Origin of the sequence: Rothia nasimurium, from assembly GCF_928392795.1 — a bacterium.
In the GTDB taxonomy this organism is placed as follows: domain Bacteria; phylum Actinomycetota; class Actinomycetes; order Actinomycetales; family Micrococcaceae; genus Rothia; species Rothia nasimurium_F.
Window position 1 is genome coordinate 36,995 of sequence record NZ_CAKMTJ010000001.1, and the last position, 21,644, is coordinate 58,638.

General features: G+C 60.3%; 11 protein-coding genes. 10 read left to right on the plus strand and 1 reads right to left on the minus strand.

The annotated features are described in order from the left end of the window. The first annotated feature begins 1 nt into the window (after window position 1). The 5 genes from gcvP to L6963_RS00200 all read left to right on the plus strand — a co-directional run bounded on the left by gcvP (window position 2) and on the right by L6963_RS00200 (window position 13,362). The gene (gene gcvP, locus L6963_RS00180) at window positions 2-2,845 is read left to right on the plus strand and encodes an aminomethyl-transferring glycine dehydrogenase (protein ID WP_237206205.1); all 2,844 of its coding nucleotides are present in this window, start codon (window positions 2-4) and stop codon (window positions 2,843-2,845) included. A gap of 21 nt (window positions 2,846-2,866) precedes the next feature. After that, window positions 2,867-3,985 carry a glycine cleavage system aminomethyltransferase GcvT gene (gene gcvT, locus L6963_RS00185; protein ID WP_237206206.1) on the plus strand — a complete coding sequence of 373 codons (1,119 nt, stop codon included), beginning with the start codon at window positions 2,867-2,869 and terminating at the stop codon, window positions 3,983-3,985. Window positions 3,986-4,114: 129 nt separating this feature from the next. Continuing rightward, window positions 4,115-5,632 carry an L-serine ammonia-lyase gene (locus L6963_RS00190; RefSeq protein WP_272878942.1) on the plus strand — a complete coding sequence of 506 codons (1,518 nt, stop codon included), beginning with the start codon at window positions 4,115-4,117 and terminating at the stop codon, window positions 5,630-5,632. Window positions 5,633-5,914: 282 nt separating this feature from the next. Beyond that, window positions 5,915-9,415 (plus strand): DNA-directed RNA polymerase subunit beta, encoded by a 3,501-nt coding sequence (locus tag L6963_RS00195; RefSeq protein WP_237185973.1) that lies wholly within the window; start codon window positions 5,915-5,917, stop codon window positions 9,413-9,415. A 56-nt stretch (window positions 9,416-9,471) separates the two neighbouring features. Beyond that, the gene (locus L6963_RS00200; protein ID WP_237206207.1) at window positions 9,472-13,362 is read left to right on the plus strand and encodes a DNA-directed RNA polymerase subunit beta'; all 3,891 of its coding nucleotides are present in this window, start codon (window positions 9,472-9,474) and stop codon (window positions 13,360-13,362) included. A gap of 133 nt (window positions 13,363-13,495) precedes the next feature. On the opposite strand, the gene L6963_RS00205 is transcribed toward L6963_RS00200, so the two are convergent. Continuing rightward, window positions 13,496-14,401, minus strand: coding sequence for a shikimate dehydrogenase (locus tag L6963_RS00205; RefSeq protein WP_237206208.1), 906 nt, complete (start codon window positions 14,399-14,401; stop codon window positions 13,496-13,498). A gap of 152 nt (window positions 14,402-14,553) precedes the next feature. Between L6963_RS00205 and L6963_RS00210 the strand changes: the two genes are divergently transcribed. The 5 genes from L6963_RS00210 to tuf all read left to right on the plus strand — a co-directional run bounded on the left by L6963_RS00210 (window position 14,554) and on the right by tuf (window position 21,511). Then, window positions 14,554-16,644, plus strand: a complete 2,091-nt coding sequence (locus L6963_RS00210) for a neutral/alkaline non-lysosomal ceramidase N-terminal domain-containing protein (RefSeq protein WP_237206209.1) — start codon at window positions 14,554-14,556, stop codon at window positions 16,642-16,644. A 448-nt stretch (window positions 16,645-17,092) separates the two neighbouring features. Next, entirely contained in the window at window positions 17,093-17,467 is a 375-nt protein-coding gene (gene rpsL, locus L6963_RS00215) for a 30S ribosomal protein S12 (RefSeq protein WP_083090707.1), read from the plus strand. After that, window positions 17,467-17,937: a 30S ribosomal protein S7 gene (rpsG, locus tag L6963_RS00220; protein WP_135012878.1), complete on the plus strand. Its 471-nt coding sequence runs from the start codon at window positions 17,467-17,469 to the stop codon at window positions 17,935-17,937. Before rpsL ends, rpsG begins: the two co-directional genes overlap by 1 nt. 74 nt (window positions 17,938-18,011) lie before the next feature. Next, window positions 18,012-20,126, plus strand: a complete 2,115-nt coding sequence (gene fusA, locus L6963_RS00225; protein WP_237198911.1) for an elongation factor G — start codon at window positions 18,012-18,014, stop codon at window positions 20,124-20,126. A 194-nt stretch (window positions 20,127-20,320) separates the two neighbouring features. Next, window positions 20,321-21,511, plus strand: a complete 1,191-nt coding sequence (gene tuf, locus L6963_RS00230; protein ID WP_237204773.1) for an elongation factor Tu — start codon at window positions 20,321-20,323, stop codon at window positions 21,509-21,511. Window positions 21,512-21,644: the final 133 nt, after the last annotated feature.

Consider the following 21,644-nt stretch of genomic DNA (forward strand, 5'->3'; position numbering starts at 1 on the left):
CATGTCATTTATCGACCGCCACCTTGGCCCCCGCTCAAACGACCAAGAAACCATGCTCTCGGTGCTGGGCTATGACAGCCTTGGCGCCCTCATCAACGAGGTCATCCCTTCCAATATTCGTCTAGAGGGCGACCTCAACCTGCCCGCCCCCCTGACCGAGCTTGAGGCCCAGAACAAGATTGCCTCCTACGCCGCCCTCAACCAGGTCAAGCACCAGATGATCGGTGCCGGCTACTACGATGCCATTACCCCGGCTGTGATTCGCCGCAATATTCTTGAAAACCCGGGCTGGTACACCTCCTACACCCCCTACCAGCCCGAAATCTCCCAGGGTCGTCTCGAAGCACTACTAAACTTCCAGAACACCGTGATGGAACTGACCGGCCTGCCCATCGCTAACGCCTCCCTGCTCGATGAGGCAACCGCCGTTGCTGAGGCCGCCGTCATGATGCACCGGGCCAACCGCAAGGTCAAGAACGGCTTCTTCGCTATTGACTCCCGTGCCCTGCCCCAGACCCTCTCGGTCGTCCGCGGGCGCGCCGAAGCCCTGGGCATTCCCTTCGTGATTACCGACTTTGCTGACGGCCTGCCCGAAGGTGACCTCTACGGCGTCATTATCTCCAACCCCGGCCACGACGGCGAAGTCCGCGACATCGAGCCGCTCATCAAAGCCGCCAAGGACCGCGGCGCCCTGGTCACTGTCATTGCCGATCTGCTGGCTCAGACCCTGCTGGCTGCCCCCGGCCACCAGGGGGCCGACATCGCTGTTGGCTCCTCCCAGCGCTTTGGTCTGCCCTTCTGGTACGGCGGCCCGCATGCAGCTTTCATGGCTGTCTCTAAGGGCATGGAACGTAACCTGCCCGGCCGTCTGGTGGGTGTTTCCCAGGACGCCTTCGGCAAGCCCTCCTACCGCCTGGCCCTGCAGACCCGCGAGCAGCACATCCGCCGCGAAAAGGCTACCTCTAACATCTGTACCGCCCAGGCCCTACTGGCTATCGCTGCCGGTGCCTACGCGGTCTACCACGGCCCCGAGGGCCTGCGCGCCATTGCCAACAGCCTGCACGACAAGGCCTCCCGCATCGCCGCTGCCGGTACTGCAGCCGGCCTGAAGCTGGTCCACGAGACCTTCTTCGACACCGTCGCCTTTGAAGCCGAGGGCCGCGCCGACGAGCTGGTCGCCAAGGCCCTGGAAGCTGGCATCAACATCCGCCGCCTCTCAGCCGACCGTATCTCTATCTCGGTGGGCGAATCCCACACCGAGCAGGTACTCGAAGCCCTGGTTGCTGCCCTGGGTGGGGAACTGGGGGAGACCGACGCCTACGAGCTACCCGAGGCCCTGTTGCGTACTGACGACTACATGACCCACCCGGTCTTCCACCTCTACCGCTCTGAGACCTCCATGATGCGCTACCTGCGCTCCCTCTCAGACAAGGACCTGGCCCTGGACCGCACCATGATCCCCCTGGGCTCCTGCACCATGAAGCTCAACGCAGCAGCCGAGATGGAACCCATCTCCTGGCCCGAGTTCGCCTCTATCCACCCCAACGTGCCTGCCGACCAGGCTGCCGGCTGGAAGGCTCTGATTGACGAGCTCTCTGCCTGGCTGGTTGAAATCACCGGCTACGACGCCATCTCCCTGCAGCCCAACTCCGGTGCGTCCGGCGAATACGCGGGCCTGCGCGCTATCCGCGCCTACCACGAGGCCAACGGCGATACCCAGCGCACCGTCGTCCTGATTCCCATGAGCGCCCACGGCACCAACGCTGCCTCTGCCGCCCTGGCGGGTCTGGCCGTTGCCGGTGTTGCGACCGCTCCCGACGGCTCCATCGACGTCGAAGACCTCAAGGCCAAGATTGAAAAGTACGGCGACACCATCGCCGGCATCATGATTACCTACCCCTCCACCCACGGTGTCTTCGAGGAGCAGGTCGTTGAGGTCTGCCAGCTGGTGCATGACGCCGGTGGCCAGGTCTACGTGGACGGCGCCAACCTCAACGCCCAGATGGGCCTGGCCCAGCCCGGCAAGTTCGGTGGCGACGTCTCCCACCTGAACCTGCACAAGACTTTCGCCATTCCCCACGGTGGTGGTGGCCCCGGCGTCGGCCCCGTCGCTGTTGGCGCCCACCTGGAGAAGTACCTGCCCGGCAACGGTTTTGAGGCGGACGCCGAGGGCCAGTTGGCAGATGCGCCTCTGCCCATCTCCCAGGCCATGTTCGGCTCAGCCGGCGTGCTGCCCATCTCCTGGATGTACATCGCCATGACCGGTGCCGAGGGCCTGCGTGCTTCCTCGGAGACCGCCATCCTCTCGGCCAACTACATCGCCAAGAAACTGGGCTCTCTCTACCCCGTGCTCTACGCGGGTGAAACCGGCCTGGTGGCCCACGAATGCATCCTGGATCTGCGCGAGCTGACCGCGGCGTCCGGTATCACCGCCGAGGACGTCTGCAAGCGCCTCATGGACTACGGCTTCCACGCCCCCACCTTGGCCTTCCCTGTGCCCGGCACCCTCATGGTCGAGCCCACCGAGTCAGAGTCCCTGGCTGAGCTGGACCGCTTCATCGAGGCAATGACCAACATCCACGCTGAAATCCAGGAAGTCATCGACGGCAAGGTTAGCGCCGAGGAATCCGTGCTCCGCAACGCCCCGCACACCGCCGAGGTCGTCACCGCCGACGAGTGGACCCGCCCCTACCCCCGCTCCCAGGCAGCCTACCCCGTCCACGAGCTGCGCCTGAACAAGTACTTCACCCCCGTGAGCCGTATCGACGGAGCAGGCGGCGACCGCAACTTTGTCTGCGAATGCCCGCCCATGGAAGCCTTCGACCTCGAAGTCCACAGCGCCTAAGGTAAGAAAGGTCTAACCCCTATGTCACCCCAGAAAACTGCCCTCTACCAGGTCCACGCAGACCTGGGCGCCGCCTTCACCGACTTCGGCGGCTGGGACATGCCCCTCAAGTACACCAACGACGTTGAAGAGCACAAGGCTGTGCGCTCAGCTGCCGGTCTCTTCGACCTCTCCCACATGGGCGAATTCCGCGTCACCGGCCCCGACGCCGGTGCCTTCCTGGACTACGCCCTGCTCTCTAACATGTCCATTCTCAAGGTGGGCAAGGCCAAGTATTCCCTGCTTTTGGCTGAGGACGGCGGCGTCATCGACGACCTGATTACCTACCGTCTGGGCGAGGAAGAGTTCCTGGTCATTCCCAACGCCGCTAACGTGGCAGCCGACTACGAGGCCATGAGCGCCCGCACCTCAGGCTTTGACGTGCAGCTGGTGAACGAGACCGCCCAGACTTCCCTGGTTGCGGTTCAGGGCCCTGCCTCAGAGGCCATCCTGCTCGACATGGACCCCTCCGATGCCGAGACCATTACTTCCATGGGCTACTACGCAGCTGCCCCCATCCGCTTCGGTGATATTGAGGCCCTGCTGGCCCGCACCGGCTACACCGGTGAGGACGGCTTCGAAATCTATGTCGCTAACGAGGACGCCGCCAAGCTCTGGGCCCTGGCAGCCGAGCGCGGCGAGAAGCACGGGGCTATTCCCGCAGGCCTCGCGGCTCGCGACTCCCTGCGTCTTGAAGCCGGTATGCCCCTCTACGGCCACGAACTGGGCCGCGACATTACCCCCTTCGAGTCGGGAATGGGCAAGCTGGTCGAGATTGCCCTGACCAAGAAGTCCGCCAACTTCGTGGGTAAGGACGCCCTGGTTCAGCTCTCTGAGCAGACCCCGGCTCGTTCCCTGGTCGGCCTCAAGGCCCAGGGCAAGCGCCCCGGCCGGGCGGGCTCCAAGCTGGTAGACGAGAATGGCACCGAGATCGGTGAGATTACTTCGGGTATTCCTTCACCCACCCTGGGCTACCCCGTTGCTATGGCTCTACTGGCCACCGAGCACGCTACCGCAGGTGCGACCGTCAACGTCGATATCCGTGGTAAGGTTGCTCCCTTCGACATCGTCGAGCTGCCCTTCTACAAGCGCGAGAAGTAAGCCGCTCAGCGCGCCCCTATTTTAGAACCCTGTGCTACTGCCACCCCGTCACAACCGGCCTTGGACCGGTTGGTAGCACAGGGTTCTTTCTGACCTAGGACCCCTTGACACCCCGAAGGAATATCACCTATGGACCTCAACGACGCTCCCGACTACCTTTCTGAGCCACCCCATTCAGAAGCGCAGACCAAAGCAGAAGCCCTGGACTATGACATCTCTGTCTTTGAGATGTTCTCCATCGGTATTGGCCCCTCCAGCTCCCACACCGTGGGCCCGATGCGAGCCACCAACCGGTTCATCGCTGAACTGATTGATGCTGGCACGCTCAAGGACGTCACCCGGGTTCACATCGACCTCTACGGCTCCCTGGCTGCTACCGGCGCCGGGCACGGCACCATGAGCGCAGCCATTAAGGGGCTGGCTGGTTTCGTGCCCGAAACCATCGATATTGCTGCCGCCGAGGCTCTCATGGACCGCAACCAGGTGGACGGTACCCTGCCCCTGGCAGGCTACCCCTCGGCAGCCTTCGAGTCCGGTGCCCCCGGCCCGGAGGCAACCAAGGTGAGCGGGCCCGTCCTAGCCTACAAGGAAGCCGATATCACCCTGCGTCCGCTCACCGTACTTCCCCGCCACACCAACGGCATCAAGGTCACCGCCTACGCGGGGGAGAGCCTGCTGTTAGAGCGCACCTACTTCTCCATCGGCGGCGGATTCATCGTTGAAGAAAACGAAGAATCATCGGGTTCCACCGGGCTATCTAAGGCTCCCTATCCCTTCGGGTCGGGCGAAGAGCTCCTTGATATGGCCAATAGCGCGGGCCTGTCCATCGCCCAGCTCAAGATGGAAAACGAGAAGACCGAGCGCAGCGAGAGCGAAGTACGTGCCGGAATCTTGCATATTCGGCAGGTCATGAAGGAATGTATTGGCTCGTCTCTGGAACGAATGGGTTACCTGCCCGGCCCGCTTAAAGTGCGCTGCCGTGCTGGCCAGTGGCACCGCGACCTGCTGGCAGAAGACCCTAAGAAGTCACCCGAGTTCGCTATTGACTGGGTTAACCTCATCGCCCTGGCCGTCAACGAGGAAAACGCCTTTGGCGGCCGTATCGTCACCGCCCCCACCAACGGGGCCTCAGGCATTATCCCCGCCGTGCTGCACTACGCCCTCAACTATGTGCCCTCGGTGCGTCACCGCGGTCAAAAGGTCATTGATGATGCTGTCGTTGACTTCTTCTTAGCGGCTGCCTCCATCGGTGCCCTCTACAAGAAGCGGGCCTCAATCTCTGGCGCTGAAGTGGGCTGCCAGGGCGAGGTGGGCACCGCCTCCTCTATGGCGGCTGCGGGCCTGGCCCAGGTTATGGGCGGCACCAACGAGCAGGTAGAAAATGCCGCCGAAATCGCTATGGAGCACAATCTGGGGCTGACCTGCGACCCCGTGGGGGGTCTGGTGCAGATACCCTGCATTGAGCGTAACGCCATGGCGGCCTCCAACGCGGTGACCGCGGCCAAGATGGCCCTGCGAGGGGACGGTCAGCACCGAGTCTCTCTGGACCAGGTCATCGAAACCATGCGCCAGACCGGTGAAGATATGTCTCACCGCTACAAGGAAACCTCTATGGGTGGCCTGGCCGTCAACGTGGTGGAGTGCTAACCGGAGTTTGCAAAAAGAGCGGAGATTGGGTATAGACAGCGCAAATATTTTGCTGTAGCATGAATATTTGCGCTTCCCTAATCTTCTGTGCCTTCATATAGCGGTGGGCAGGTTGTAACAGGTTTTAAGTACGCCCCAGTACCCTCGAACATCAATCTAGCCACCACCCAGCACGGCACAGGTGCTATGACAGGCTAGTTTGCCTCTTCAACGGGTCTTTGAGCGTACCGCCCCTGGTGGGGGAGCGGGTACGAACAGACATGTCTGTGGAAGGATCCAATCTTGGTCGCCTCGAGCACCTCTAACACTGAAGCCGCTAACGGCGTAGGTTCGCAGCGCCGAATCTCATTCGCAAAAATTGCTGAGCCCCTGCAGGTACCTAACCTGCTCGCGCTCCAGCTCGACAGCTTTGATCAGCTCGTCGGTAACGAACGCTGGGCAGCCAAAGCCGCTGTAGCAGCAGAAACCGGCGATACCTCCGTCAGCCAGACCTCAGGTCTTGCCGACATCTTCGAAGAAATCTCCCCGATCGAAGACTTCCAGGGCACCATGTCCCTGTCCTTCTCCGATCCCGAATTCGCCGACCCCAAGTACACCATGGAAGAGTGCAAGGATCGCGATGCGACCTACGCAGCTCCCCTGTACGTCAAGGCCGAATTCATGAACAACAACACGGGCGAAATCAAGCAGCAGACCGTGTTCATGGGTGACTTCCCCCTGATGACCGAATCCGGCACCTTCGTCATCAACGGCTCCGAGCGCGTCGTTGTTTCCCAGCTGGTTCGCTCACCCGGTGCCTACTTCGAAAAGACCGCCGACCGCACCTCCGATAAGGACATCTACACCGCGAAGATTATCCCCTCCCGCGGTGCCTGGTTCGAACTCGAAATCGATAAGCGTGACCAGGTAGGCGTCCGTCTGGACCGCCGCCGTAAGCAGTCCGTCACCACCCTGCTCAAGGCCCTGGGCTGGAGCGAAGCCAAGATTCTGGCTGAATTCGGTGAATTTGACTCCATTCGCGCCACCCTTGAGAAGGACACCGTCCAGACCCGTGAAGAGGCCCTGCTTGACATCTACCGCAAGCTGCGCCCGGGCGAACCCCCGACGGTTGATGCTGCCCAGAACCTGCTGGACAACATGTACTTCACCCCCCGTCGCTACGATCTGGCAAAGGTCGGCCGCTACAAGGTCAACCGCAAGCTCGGTATCGATACCCCCGTCAACGACCCCTCAGCATCAGTGCTGTCCCAGGACGACATCGCAGCCATGATTCGTTACCTGGTCACCCTGCACGCAGGTGGCACCAGCATCAAGGGCATCCGCGACGGCCAGGAAGTCGACATCCGCGTTGACGTTGACGACATCGACCACTTCGGCAACCGCCGCATCCGCGCCGTGGGCGAACTGATCGAGAACCAGATCCGCACCGGTCTGTCCCGCATGGAGCGCGTCGTTCGCGAGCGTATGACCACCCAGGACGTCGAGGCCATCACCCCTCAGACCCTAATCAACATCCGCCCCGTGGTTGCCTCCATCAAGGAATTCTTCGGCACCTCCCAGCTCTCCCAGTTCATGGACCAGAACAACCCGCTGGCAGGTCTGACTCACAAGCGTCGTCTCTCCGCTCTGGGCCCCGGTGGTCTCTCCCGTGACCGCGCAGGCATGGAAGTGCGAGACGTGCACCCCTCCCACTACGGCCGTATGTGCCCCATCGAAACCCCTGAAGGCCCCAACATCGGTCTGATTGGCTCGCTGGCAACCTACGCCCGCATCAACCCCTTCGGTTTCATCGAGACCCCCTACCGTATCGTCAAGAACGGTCAGGTCACCGACGAGGTCAAGTACCTCACCGCCGATGACGAAAAGGGCAACACTATCGCTCAGGCTAACGCGCCCTTGAACGCAGACATGACCTTCGCCGAAGAGCAGGTCCTCTGCCGTGCGGGCGACGGTTCTGGCGAAGCTGTGCTGGTAGACGCCTCTGAGATTGAGTTCATGGACGTCTCCCCCCGCCAGATGGTGTCTGTGGCAACCGCCCTGATTCCCTACCTGGAACACGACGACGCTAACCGAGCACTGATGGGTGCTAACATGCAGCGTCAGGCCGTTCCCCTGCTCGAATCAGAAGCACCCGTCGTTGGTACCGGTATGGAGCGCTACGCAGCTCTTGACTCCGGTGACTCCGTCGTTGCTAAGAAGGCCGGTGTGGTCTCTGAGGTCTCCGCTGACCTGGTAGTCGTTCGTAACGACGATGGCACCACCACCTCCTACCCCATCCTCAAGTTCCAGCGCTCCAACCCCGGTAACTGCTACAACCACCGCGTTGTGGTCAAGGTGGGCGACCGCGTTGAAGAGCGTAGCCTGATTGCCGATGGTCCCTCCACCGATAAGGGCGAGCTGGCACTCGGTAAGAACCTGCTCGTGGCTTACATGTCATGGGAAGGCTTCAACTTCGAGGACGGCATCATCCTGTCCCAGCGCATGATCTCCGATGACGTGCTCACCTCAATCCACATTGAAGAGCACGAAATCGACGCCCGCGACACCAAGCTGGGTGCTGAAGAGATTACCCGCGACATCCCCAACGTCTCCGAAGAGGTGCTCTCAGCTCTCGACGAGCGCGGCATCATCCACATCGGTGCCGAGGTTGAGGCCGGCGACATCCTGGTCGGTAAGGTCACCCCCAAGGGCGAAACCGAACTGACCCCCGAAGAGCGCCTGCTGCGCGCCATCTTCGGTGAGAAGTCCCGCGAAGTCCGTGACACCTCACTCAAGGTTCCCCACGGTGAGTCCGGTACCGTTATCGGCGTCCGTATCTTCGACCGCGAAACCGACGACGAAGACCTGCCCAGCGGCGTCAACCAGCTGGTCCGCGTCTACGTTGCCCAGAAGCGCAAGATCACCGTCGGCGATAAGCTGGCAGGCCGCCACGGTAACAAGGGTGTTATTACCAAGATCCTCCCCATCGAGGACATGCCCTTCATGGAAGACGGCACCCCCGTCGACATCATCCTCAACCCGCTGGGCGTTCCCGGTCGTATGAACATCGGTCAGGTACTCGAAGTTCACACCGGCTGGCTGGCCAAGCAGGGCTGGAAGATCGAGGGCAACCCCGCCTGGCTCGACAAGCTCCACAACTTCCCCAAGGAAACCGGCCCCACCAACGTCGCAACCCCCGTGTTCGACGGTGCCGGTGAAGAGGAACTGTTCGAGCTGCTGGACCACGCTAACCCCAACCGCGACGGCGACCGCCTGATCAACCGCTCAGGTAAGGCCCGCCTGCTCGATGGCCGCTCCGGCGAGCCCTTCCCCGAGCCGGTATCCGTTGGCTACCAGTACATCCTGAAGCTGCACCACCTTGTCGACGACAAGATCCACGCACGCTCCACTGGCCCCTACTCCATGATCACCCAGCAGCCCCTGGGCGGTAAGGCCCAGTTCGGTGGCCAGCGCTTCGGTGAAATGGAAGTGTGGGCACTGGAAGCATACGGTGCCGCCTACACCCTGCAGGAAATCCTGACCGTCAAGTCTGACGACGTTCACGGCCGCGTGAAGGTCTACGAAGCCATCGTTAAGGGCGAGAACATCCCCGAACCCGGTGTGCCCGAGTCCTTCAAGGTCTTGATCAAGGAAATGCAGTCCCTCTGCCTGAACGTTGAGGTTCTCTCAACCGACGGTAAGACCATCGAAATGCGCGATGTAGAAGACGAAGGCTTCCGAGCAGCAGATGACCTGGGTATTGACCTGTCCCACGCAGAGCCCAGCTCTGTCGAAGAGGTCTAAACCCTCCCATCTGTTCGAACAAGACTTCAAAACACTAGGAAAGAGATAAGGACCAAATGTCCAACGAATCTTCACTTGGTTTGATGCGTATTGGCCTGGCGACCTCCCAGAACATCCTGGACTGGTCGTACGGCGAGGTTAAGAAGCCTGAAACCATCAACTACCGAACCCTGAAGCCCGAGAAGGAAGGCCTCTTCGACGAGCGCATCTTCGGCCCTACCCGCGACTGGGAATGCTACTGCGGTAAGTACAAGCGCGTGCGCTTCAAGGGCATCATCTGTGAGCGCTGTGGTGTAGAGGTAACCCGTGCCAAGGTGCGCCGCGAGCGCATGGGCCACATCGAGCTGGCAGCTCCCGTGACCCACATCTGGTACTTCAAGGGCGTGCCCTCACGCCTGGGCTACCTGCTTGACCTGGCTCCCAAGGACCTGGAAAAGATCATCTACTTCGCCGCCTACATGATTACCCATGTGGACGAAGAAGCCCGCCACGAGGACCTGCCCAACCTGCAGGCCGCCCACGACCGCGACAAGAAGGTCCTGCAGGACCAGCTCGCAGCCGACATCAACCTGATCGCCCGCGAAACCGAAGAGGAACTCGCCAAGATCGAGGCTGACGGTGGCAAGGCCGCCGAAAAGCGCAAGCTGCGTGACGCAGCCGAGCGCCAGATGGCGTCCGTCCGCAAGAACGCAGAACGCGAAATCGAGCAGCTCGACCGCATCTGGGACCGCTTCAAGAACCTCAAGGTCGCTGACCTTGAAGGCGACGAAGCCCTCTACCGCGGCATGGTCGACAAGTACGGCATGTACTTCGAAGGCTCCATGGGTGCAGAAGCTATCAAGAAGCGTCTTGAGAACTTCGACATGGAAGCTGAAGCAGAGGCTCTCAAGGACATCATCCAGACCGGCAAGGGTCAGAAGAAGACCCGCGCCCTCAAGCGTCTGAAGGTTGTCAACGCCTTCCTGACCACCGACAACTCACCGCTCGGTATGGTACTGGACTACGTTCCCGTCATCCCGCCGGAACTGCGCCCCATGGTGCAGCTCGACGGTGGCCGCTTCGCGACCTCCGACCTGAACGACCTCTACCGTCGCGTCATCAACCGCAACAACCGCCTCAAGCGTCTGCTGGAACTCGGTGCTCCCGAGATCATCGTGAACAACGAAAAGCGCATGCTGCAGGAAGCTGTTGACTCCCTGTTCGACAACGGCCGTCGCGGCCGCCCCGTCACAGGTCCCGGTAACCGCCCCCTGAAGTCACTCTCTGACATGCTCAAGGGTAAGCAGGGCCGCTTCCGTCAGAACCTGCTCGGTAAGCGCGTTGACTACTCGGGTCGTTCCGTTATCGTCGGTGGCCCCACCCTGCAGATGCACCAGTGTGGTCTGCCCAAGCAGATGGCTCTGGAGCTCTTCAAGCCCTTCGTGATGAAGCGCCTGGTGGACCTCAACCACGCCCAGAACATCAAGTCTGCTAAGCGCATGGTCGAGCGTTTCCGCCCCCAGGTTTGGGACGTCCTCGAAGAGATCATCACCGAGCACCCCGTGCTGCTGAACCGTGCACCCACCCTGCACCGCCTGGGTATTCAGGCCTTCGAACCCCAGCTGGTTGAAGGTAAGGCTATCCAGCTGCACCCGCTCGTTTGTTCAGCATTCAACGCTGACTTCGACGGTGACCAGATGGCAGTCCACCTGCCCCTGTCACCCGAGGCTCAGGCCGAGGCCCGCATCCTCATGCTGTCCTCCAACAACATCCTGAAGCCCTCAGACGGCCGCCCCGTTGCGGTACCTGACCAGGACATGATCATCGGTCTCTTCCACCTGACCACCGCCCGTGACGGTGAAAAGAACGAAGGCCGCCTCTTCTCGTCCTACGCTGAAGCCATCATGGCCATGGACCGTCACGAGATTGAGCTCTACACCAAGGTCAAGATCGTGCTGGACGACTTCGTACCCTACGAGGGCTGGGAAGCCCCCGAAGGCTACGAGCCCGGTCAGCCCGTCCTGGTAGAAACCACCGTCGGTCAGGTCATCTTCAACGAGACCCTGCCCGCCGACTACCCCTGGTACACCGGCATTGCCGACAAGAAGTCCCTGGGTGCCCTCATCAACGACCTTGCTGAGAAGTACCCCATGCACGTGGTAGCCAAGACCCTTGATGCCCTCAAGAACACCGGCTTCTACTACGCTTCACGCTCAGGTGTGACCGTTGCGGTCTCCGATATCGCAGCGCCCCCCACCAAGCCCGCCATTATGGAAGGCTACGAAGAGCAGGCTGCCAACATCGAATCCCAGTTCGCCATGGGTCTGATCGACGACGCCGAACGCCGTACCGAACTGATCGACATCTGGACCAAGGCAACCGACGAGGTTGCCGAGGCCATGAAGGAAAACCTGGCTGAGAAGAACACCACCATTAACCGCATGGTCACCTCCGGTGCACGCGGTAACTGGATGCAGGTTCGTCAGATTGCAGGTATCCGTGGTCTGGTGTCCAACACCAAGGGTGAGATTATGCCCCGCCCGATTAAGTCTTCCTACCGTGAAGGCCTGTCGGTTCTGGAGTACTTCATCGCAACCCACGGTGCTCGTAAGGGTCTGGCAGATACCGCGCTGCGTACCGCAAACTCCGGTTACCTGACCCGCCGTCTGGTTGACGTTTCTCAGGACGTCATCGTGCGCGAGCATGACTGTGGTACCCGCCGCGGTCTGACCCTGCCCCTGATTGAGAAGGACGCTTCTGGCAAGGTTTCCCTGCACGAGAACGTCGAGTCCTCAATTCACGGCCGCGCTCTTGCCGTTGATGTTGTGGCTGAAGACGGTACCGTTCTGGCTGCTGCCGGTGCCGACGTCTCCGATATCGTCATTGACGACCTATTCAAGGCCGGTATCGAAGAGGTTCGCGTCCGCTCCGTCCTGACCTGTGAGTCAGCAGTTGGTGTTTGCGCCCTCTGCTACGGCCGTTCCATGGCTTCAGGCAACCTGGTCGACATCGGTGAGGCCGTCGGTATTATCGCGGCTCAGTCCATTGGTGAACCCGGTACCCAGCTGACCATGCGTACCTTCCACACCGGTGGTGTCGCATCGGCTGACGATATTACCCAGGGTCTGCCCCGTATTCAGGAACTCTTCGAGGCCCGCACCCCCAAGGGTGTTGCCCCGATTTCAGAGGTCACCGGTCGCGTTACCATCGAGGACACCGACAAGTCCCTCAAGGTCGTTGTCACCCCCGATAACGGCGATGACCCGGTAGCCTACCCCGTGCTGCGTCGTGCCCGCCTGGAAGTTGCTGAAGGTGACCACATCACCGTCGGTACCCAGCTGGTCTCCGGTGCTGTTGACCCCAAGGAGATCCTGCGTATCCGCGGTCCCCGTGAGGCTCAGAAGCACCTGGTGGACGAGGTCCAGGGCGTTTACCGCTCCCAGGGTGTAGGCATCCACGACAAGCACGTTGAGGTTATCGTTCGCCAGATGCTGCGTCGTATCACCGTCATCGACTCCGGTGAGACCAACCTGCTCCCCGGTGAGCTGGTTGAGAACATCGCCTTCCAGAACGCCAACCGTGCGGCTCTGGCTGAGGGTAAGCGTCCTGCCTCAGGCCGTCCCGAGATGATGGGTATTACCAAGGCGTCACTGGCTACCGAGTCCTGGCTGTCTGCTGCGTCCTTCCAGGAAACCACTCGCGTCCTTACCCAGGCTGCGATGGAAGGTAAGGAAGACCCGCTGGTCGGCCTCAAGGAGAACGTCATCATCGGTAAGCTCATCCCCGCCGGTACTGGCCTTGCCATGTACAACGACATCGAGGTTGAGCCCACCGACGAGGCTCGCGAGGCTCTGTTTGCTCAGACCGCAACTCCCTACAATGATTTCAGCTACGCCGAGACCAACGAGGGTGCTATCAGCCCCGAGTTCCAGGCTATTCCGCTGGATGACTACGAGTTCGGTAAGTAAACCGTCCGCCGTTAGCTCGGTATAGGTAAGGCCCTTCCCCGCATTTCTGCGGGGGAGGGCCTTGCTTGTAGGTGCATGTTGAGTCTGCGCGAAGGAACAGTCGGACGGACGGGCGCCTGTTTGCGGGGAGCCCTTAGGTGAGCTGGTTGCCCTGTGCTGCCAGGAGCCTTTCGAAGTGAGTAAGGAGTTCTGCCCTGTCTGGGCTCAGGCCGGTGATGAGTTCAAAGGCATCGGCTGCCTGTCCCACTGCCATGAGCCCGCCGGGTAGTACCCTGCACCCAATAGAACGGGCTTTCTGTATCAGCGGGGTGTTTTGCGGTAGGTAGATGACGTCGAAGACCCAGAGAGACGGGTGTAGATAGTCCAGGGGTAGGGGAGCGCCGGGGTGGTGGTGCATACCGATAGGGGTGGCGTTGACCAGGCCGGTAGAGGCAGCAAGAACAGCAGCTAGCTCATCCTCCGTGACGGCGCGGACGGTTGCGCCCGGGTAGAGCTCGGCCAGCTGCTGGGCTTTGGCTATAGCCCTTTGACCATCGAGGTCAAATAGATTGAGCGTTCTAGTTCCTAGGCTGAGGAGGGCATCTGCGGTGGCAGAGCCCGCACCACCCACACCTAGCTGGGTGACCTCTCTCAGATCGCCGGGGGCAGGCTCGAGGCCCTGGCCCAGAGCCGAGGCAAAACCACTGACATCGGTGTTATAGCCCAGAAGCCTACCTTCCTGTGCTACCACCGTATTGACAGCCCCCAGGCGGGCGGCGGCGTCCGATACCTCATCCAGGTGCTCAAGTACCGCTTGCTTGTAGGGGAAGGTGATGTTGAAAGCGTTGAAGCCAAAATCAAAGCCCCAGTGTAGGAGCTCACCGATGGGCAGGGCGCCAGCTGCCCGCTGGCTAGGGCCTAAAGCATCAAGGTCAATGGGACGGTAAAGATATCGCAGTCCCGCACGATCGGCCGCAAACTCGTGCAGCGGGGGAGTCAAGGAAGCTGTAATACCGCTTCCCAGTAACCCGACTAGGTATGACTCTTGGGGTGTGCTCACGGGGCTGTCCTTTGTCTACGAGTAAAGCTCTTCCGTTCTACCACGAATCGCTGGGTAAGCCTAGCTAGCTAGATGGCTGTCTCATCGGTAGGCTTATTTGAGCACACTTGAGCGGCCTCAGCTGCTCGCCTTTCGCACACTTTGAGGGTTGAATGAAACTATCACGACATGTTGGGGTCAAACTTGGCGTCTTTGGGGCTGCCCTGTCTTTAGCAGCCGGAGCCTACCTGATCCCGTCCCAGGCCGACGTTGAGCTGACACCGGCGGGTGTCAATGCCCAGAGCCTGGCCCAGCTGGTGAACTCCACCCAGCCCACCGCTGCTAACCCCTACCTGGTAGGGGCGGGCGTTGCCGATATCACCGGTGAGGTCGCAGAGGTGGCCTTCGTAGGTTACGGTGCCGACACCCAAAAGGGCTCGGGTATTCATACCCGCCAGTACGCCCGCGCCTTCGTGGTCATTGACCCTGCTAGCGGCTCCCGCAACCTGATTGTGGTACTCGATGCTCTAAGCGCCTGGAACAGTATTCGCGCTGAACTGGTGAACCGTATCCAGGCCGAACTCGGCCCCGAGTTCACCGAAGCCAACATCATGGTCACGGCCTCCCACAGTCACGCCACCCCCGGCGGCGTGAGCAAGGACGTGCTCTACAACCTGGCAACCCTGGGCTTCAACGAGCCTACCTTCAACAACCAGGTCAACGGGTCTATGCAGGCTATCCGCGAGGCCCTGGCTGACCTGGCCCCCGGCAATGTGACGGTCTCCAGCAGCCAGCTCACCGGTGTGGGCGTCAACCGCTCGGCGGTAGCCCTGGAACAAGACCCGGCCAACCTTACCGACGAACTTATTAACGGGGTAGACCCTACCAGCACCACCTTCCGATTTGAGCACGACGGGGTGACCCGGGCCGTCCTCAACTGGTTTGCTATCCACCCCACCTCCCTCACCAACAAAAACACCCTGGTCTCATCCGATAACAAGGGCTACGCCCAGTACCTGCTCGAAACTGTCGATCACGGGGTGAACCTCAACGCGGGTTCCGAGGACGATGCCTTTATCGCGGCCTTTGCCAACAGCAACACCGGTGACGTCTCACCCAACACCCAGCTGCAACCGGGCATGGGCCCCACCAACGACATGTTCACCAACCTTGAGATTCAGGGAACCAAGCAGGCGGACGCCGTCCGCACTCAGCTTGCCAGCGCCGGTACCCCGGTGGGGCAGGGGCTGGATTCCCGCATCACCTACGTGGACTTCTCCAAGGTGCAGGTGGACGCCCGGTGGACGGGCACCGGCTATGCAGGTTCCACCTGTAACGCCTCGCTGGGTGCCCCCTTTGCCGCCGGTAGCGTGGAGGATGGCCCCGGCGCAGCCGGCTTCAATGAGGGGGCTAACGCCAATAAGGTCTGGAGCGACTTCAACTGGCTGGCCTACAGCTCATCTGCCAGCCTGAGTGCCTGCCAGTACCCCAAGGCTAACCTGCTGGCCGTCCACGAGAAGGTGCAGCAGAAGCTGCCGGTGCAGGTCATGCGCTTCGGTAACTACTACCTGCTGGGTATGCCCGGTGAACACAACGGCGCGGTCGGCGTGCAGTACCGCCAGGATATGGCTGCCCTGCTGGGCGTTGACGAGTCGCAGATTATCGTGCAGGGCTACACCAACGCCTACAGTCACTATGTGACGACCCCGCAGGAATACGTTTCGCAGCAGTACGAGGGTGGGGCCACCGTCTTCGGTATTAACACCATGGGGGCCTTCCGCCAGACCCTCAATACCGTTGCAACTTCCCTGCGCGATGGCACCGAGCTGCCCCTGGGTGATAAGCCCATCGTACGCACCCCCATGAAGAGCGCTGTGGGCAAGGTCTGGTACGACCTGCCCGGTGCTGGCCACTACTACGGTAAGGTGCTCACCCAGCCCGCCAACACGGCCCGGGGGGCAACCGTCAGCGCCCTCTTTGTGGGAGCCCACCCCAACAACGACCAGCAGCTCAATTCCAGCTACCTTGAAGTTCAGCGTCTAGAGGGTAACCAGTGGGTGACCGTCGCCGGTGATAACGACCCGGCTACCCGCTTCCGCTGGAAGCGGCACCTGGCGGCCCAGTCCCGTGTGACCATCGAATGGAAGATTCCTGCCGATGCGGTTCCCGGCACCTACCGGATTCTCTACCACGGGGATTCCAAGAACGGGGTCGGCACCATCACCCCCTTCACCGGAGCAACCCAGAACTTCACCGTCAGCTAGGCGGGCAGGTTCCTTCATGGCGCGGACGCCGGCACCCCCTCCCCGGGCAGGGGAGGGGAGCGCCGGCGTCCTTGCGCTTTTAAAAGCCTTAAGTGCCAGACATCACCCGATTAAAGAGCTTAAAGCTGCCCCCAGAGCACGCAGGGGGTAGATTAAGCCTTTCTAACCAGCTAGAGTAGTACCTGGAGTACTTAGCAGTAGTATCTACTGCCCGCACAGACACGTTCTGAGCAGTACATAAGAACCAATGGCAGAATGGACACCGTCCTTTGGCCTTGTTCGCCCGGGCATCTAGCCCGAACAGCGATCTTGAGGCCTAAATGCCATTTTTTGTTGTGTCTGGGCTCCTGCTAAGTCATAAAGATTTTCTTTTGCGCTTATCCCAAGTGACAGAAGGCAAGTAAACCGGTAGCCCCTAACGGGGCCACCGATACCAAACGGAGAACAAGTGCCTACAATTCAGCAGTTGGTCCGTAAGGGCCGTGCACCCAAGGTCGTAAAGACCAAGGCGCCCGCACTTAAGGGCAACCCCATGAAGCGTGGCGTATGCACCCGTGTATACACCACCACCCCGAAGAAGCCGAACTCAGCACTGCGTAAGGTCGCACGTGTTAAGCTCAACGGCGGCGTCGAGGTTACCGCATACATCCCCGGTGAGGGCCACAACCTTCAGGAACACTCCATCGTGCTCGTTCGCGGTGGTCGTGTGAAGGACCTCCCCGGTGTTCGTTACAAGATTGTACGTGGCGCACTGGATACCCAGGGCGTTAAGGGCCGCGGTCAGGCTCGTTCACGCTACGGCGCAAAGAAGGAGAAGAAGTAATGCCTCGTAAGGGTCCCGCTCCTAAGCGTCCCCTCGTAAACGATCCTGTTTACGGCTCACCGCTGGTTACCCAGCTCATCAACAAGGTTCTGCTGGACGGCAAGAAGTCAACCGCTGAGCGCATCGTCTACGGTGCACTCGAAGGCGTTGCTCAGAAGACCGGCGCAGACCCCGTAGTAACCCTCAAGAAGGCAATGGACAACGTCAAGCCTTCACTCGAGGTTCGCTCACGCCGCGTCGGCGGCGCGACCTACCAGGTCCCCGTCGAGGTTCGTGCAGGCCGCGCAACCGCTCTGGCTCTGCGCTGGCTCGTTGGCTTCTCAAAGCTCCGCCGCGAGAAGACCATGACCGAGCGTCTCATGAACGAGATCCTGGATGCGTCCAACGGTCTCGGTGCCGCTGTGAAGCGTCGCGAAGACACTCACAAGATGGCCGAGTCCAACAAGGCCTTCGCACACTACCGCTGGTAATTTCTTCGTAGCCTGCCGTTATTACACAAGTACATAGCGGCAGGCTTTCGGAGTTTCTCACAAGGGAGAACAAAGTGGCACTAGACGTGCTTACCGACCTGAATAAGGTCCGCAACATCGGTATTATGGCGCACATCGACGCCGGTAAGACCACCACCACCGAACGCATCCTCTTCTACACCGGTATCAACCACAAGATCGGTGAGACCCACGACGGTGCTTCAACCATGGACTGGATGGCTCAGGAACAGGAACGCGGTATCACCATTACCTCCGCGGCAACCACCTGCTTCTGGAAGAACAACCAGATCAACATCATCGACACCCCCGGCCACGTTGACTTCACCGTTGAAGTTGAGCGTTCACTGCGCGTCCTCGACGGCGCTGTTGCAGTGTTCGACGGCAAGGAAGGCGTTGAGCCCCAGTCTGAAACCGTTTGGCGCCAGGCTGACAAGTACGAAGTTCCCCGCATCTGCTTCGTCAACAAGATGGACAAGCTGGGTGCAGACTTCTACTTCACCGTAGACACCATCGTCAAGCGCCTCGGCGCTAAGCCCCTCGTTATGCAGCTGCCCATCGGCGCTGAAAACGACTTCATCGGCGTCGTTGACCTGCTCACCATGCAGGCCTACGTCTGGCCCGGCGATGCCAAGGGTGACGTTACCATGGGTGCTTCCTACGAAATCCAGGAAATCCCCGCTGACCTGCAGGAAAAGGCAGAGCAGTACCGTGCCGAGCTCGTTGAAAACGTAGCAGAAGCCTCTGAAGACCTCATGGAAAAGTACCTCGAAGAGGGCGAACTGACCATCGAGGAAATCAAGGCAGGCGTTCGCGCCCTGACCGTTGCTAACGAAGCCTACCCCGTCTTCTGTGGCTCAGCATTCAAGAACCGCGGCGTTCAGCCCATGCTCGACGCAGTTCTCGACTACCTGCCCTCACCGCTGGACGTCCCCGCGATGATCGGCCACCTGCCCTCTGATGAAGAGGTTGAGGTAACCCGTAAGCCCTCAGCTGACGAGCCCTTCGCAGCTCTGGCCTTCAAGGTTGCAGCTCACCCCTTCTACGGTCAGCTGACCTACATCCGCGTTTACTCCGGTAAGGCAGAACAGGGCCAGCAGGTCCTCAACGCCACCAAGAGTAAGAAGGAACGTATCGGTAAGCTCTTCCAGATGCACTCCAACAAGGAGAACCCTGTTGAAGAGATCCAGGCAGGTCACATCTACGCAGCAATCGGTCTGAAGGACACCACCACCGGTGACACCCTCTGCGACATTGCTAACCCCGTAGTTCTGGAATCCATGACCTTCCCCGCCCCCGTGATCTTCGTGGCTATCGAGCCCAAGACCAAGGGTGACCAGGAGAAGATGTCAACCGCTATCCAGAAGCTGTCTGCTGAAGACCCCACCTTCACCGTTTCACTCAACGAAGAAACCGGCCAGACCGAAATCGGCGGCATGGGCGAGCTCCACCTCGACATCATCGTTGACCGTATGAAGCGCGAATTCAAGGTTGAGGCTAACGTTGGTAAGCCCCAGGTTGCTTACCGCGAAACCATCACCAAGAAGGTCGAGAAGGTCGACTACACCCACAAGAAGCAGACCGGTGGTTCCGGTCAGTTCGCGAAGGTTCAGGTTTCCTTCGAACCCATCGCCCTCGATGCTGAAGAGCTCTACGAGTTCGACAACGTCGTCACCGGTGGTCGTGTTCCCCGCGAATACATCCCCTCCGTTGACGCCGGTATCCAGGACGCAATGCAGCTCGGTATCCTCGCTGGCTACCCCGTTGTTGGTGTCAAGGCAACCCTGATCGACGGTGCTTACCACGATGTTGACTCGTCAGAAATGGCGTTCAAGATCGCTGGCTCAATGGTCTTCAAGGAAGGCGCCCGCCGCGCCGCTCCCGTCCTGCTGGAGCCCCTGATGGCTGTTGAAGTACGTACCCCCGAGGACTACATGGGCGACGTTATCGGCGACCTGAACTCACGTCGTGGTCAGATCCAGTCCATGGAAGATGCAGCAGGCGTCAAGATCGTTCACGCTCTTGTTCCGCTGTCAGAAATGTTCGGTTACATCGGTGACCTCCGTTCAAAGACCCAGGGCCGTGCAGTCTTCTCCATGGAGTTCGACAGCTACGCCGAGGTTCCCAAGAACGTCGCTGATGAAATCATCCAGAAGAGCCGCGGCGAGTAATACTTGCCCGGGTACGGCTCACCCCGTGTGAGCCGCACCGCTTTTCAAAAAAACCTAGTAAATGAACCCGCATTCGGGTTTCGCCCCACCGGCCTTATCCGCTATTGTGGTAGCTAGACCGCCTTTTACGGCGGAGTGCGCCGGTGTGAAACCCGAGTGCAGGTTCTCAAATCTTCTCTATAGGAGGAATACTCTTGGCTAAGGCTAAGTTCGAGCGCTCCAAGCCTCACGTAAACGTCGGTACCATCGGTCACGTTGACCACGGTAAGACCACCCTGACCGCTGCAATCTCCAAGGTTCTGGCTGACAAGTACCCTGACCTGAACGAGCAGCGCGACTTCGGTATGATCGACTCCGCTCCTGAAGAGCGCCAGCGCGGTATTACCATCAACATTGCTCACATCGAGTACCAGACCGAGAAGCGTCACTACGCACACGTTGACGCCCCCGGTCACGCTGACTACGTCAAGAACATGATTACCGGTGCTGCTCAGATGGACGGCGCAATCCTCGTTGTTGCTGCTACCGACGGCCCCATGGCTCAGACCCGCGAGCACGTTCTGCTGGCTCGCCAGGTTGGCGTTCCCACCCTGCTCGTTGCTCTGAACAAGTCAGACATGGTTGAGGACGAGGAACTGCTCGACCTCGTTGAAATGGAAGTTCGCGAACTGCTCTCCTCACAGGAGTTCGACGGTGACAACGCTCCCGTTGTTCGCGTTTCCGCTCTGAAGGCTCTCGAAGGTGACCCCGAGTGGGTTGCTAAGGTTGAAGAGCTCATGGACGAGGTTGACAACTTCATTCCCGACCCCGTTCGTGAGAAGGACAAGCCCTTCCTCATGCCCATCGAAGACGTCTTCACCATCACCGGTCGCGGTACCGTTGTTACCGGTCGCGCCGAGCGCGGTACCCTGAAGATCAACTCCGAAGTTGAGATCGTTGGTATCCGCCCCATCCAGAAGACCACCGTTACCGGTATCGAGATGTTCCACAAGCAGCTCGACGAAGCATGGGCAGGCGAGAACTGTGGTCTGCTGCTTCGCGGTCTGAAGCGCGACGACGTAGAGCGTGGCCAGGTTGTTGTTGAGCCCGGCTCAATCACCCCCCACACCCAGTTCGAGGCTAACGTCTACATCCTCTCCAAGGATGAAGGCGGCCGCCACAACCCCTTCTACTCGAACTACCGCCCCCAGTTCTACTTCCGCACCACCGACGTTACCGGTGTTATCACCCTTCCCGAGGGCACCGAAATGGTTATGCCCGGCGACAACACTGAGATGACCGTTGAGCTCATCCAGGAAATCGCAATGGAAGAGGGCCTCGGCTTCGCAATCCGCGAAGGTGGCCGCACCGTTGGTTCAGGTCGCGTTACCAAGATCATCAAGTAAGTTCCTTACTTCCCGATCTGAACTCCTGCTAGCGTCCAGCTAGCGGAGGGCGATAGAGGGCTGGCCCCCGCAGAGCAATCTGCGGGGCCAGCCCCTTTTTTTTGTTTCTTGATGAGCCCCTGATAAGCAGCGT

Coding starts and splice junctions, on each gene's coding strand:
- gcvP (WP_237206205.1), top strand. CDS start 2: ATGTCATTTATCGACCGCCACCTTGGCCCCCGCTCAAACGACCAAGAA.
- gcvT (WP_237206206.1), top strand. CDS start 2,867: ATGTCACCCCAGAAAACTGCCCTCTACCAGGTCCACGCAGACCTGGGC.
- L6963_RS00190 (WP_272878942.1), top strand. CDS start 4,115: ATGGACCTCAACGACGCTCCCGACTACCTTTCTGAGCCACCCCATTCA.
- L6963_RS00200 (WP_237206207.1), top strand. CDS start 9,472: ATGTCCAACGAATCTTCACTTGGTTTGATGCGTATTGGCCTGGCGACC.
- L6963_RS00210 (WP_237206209.1), top strand. CDS start 14,554: ATGAAACTATCACGACATGTTGGGGTCAAACTTGGCGTCTTTGGGGCT.
- rpsG (WP_135012878.1), top strand. CDS start 17,467: ATGCCTCGTAAGGGTCCCGCTCCTAAGCGTCCCCTCGTAAACGATCCT.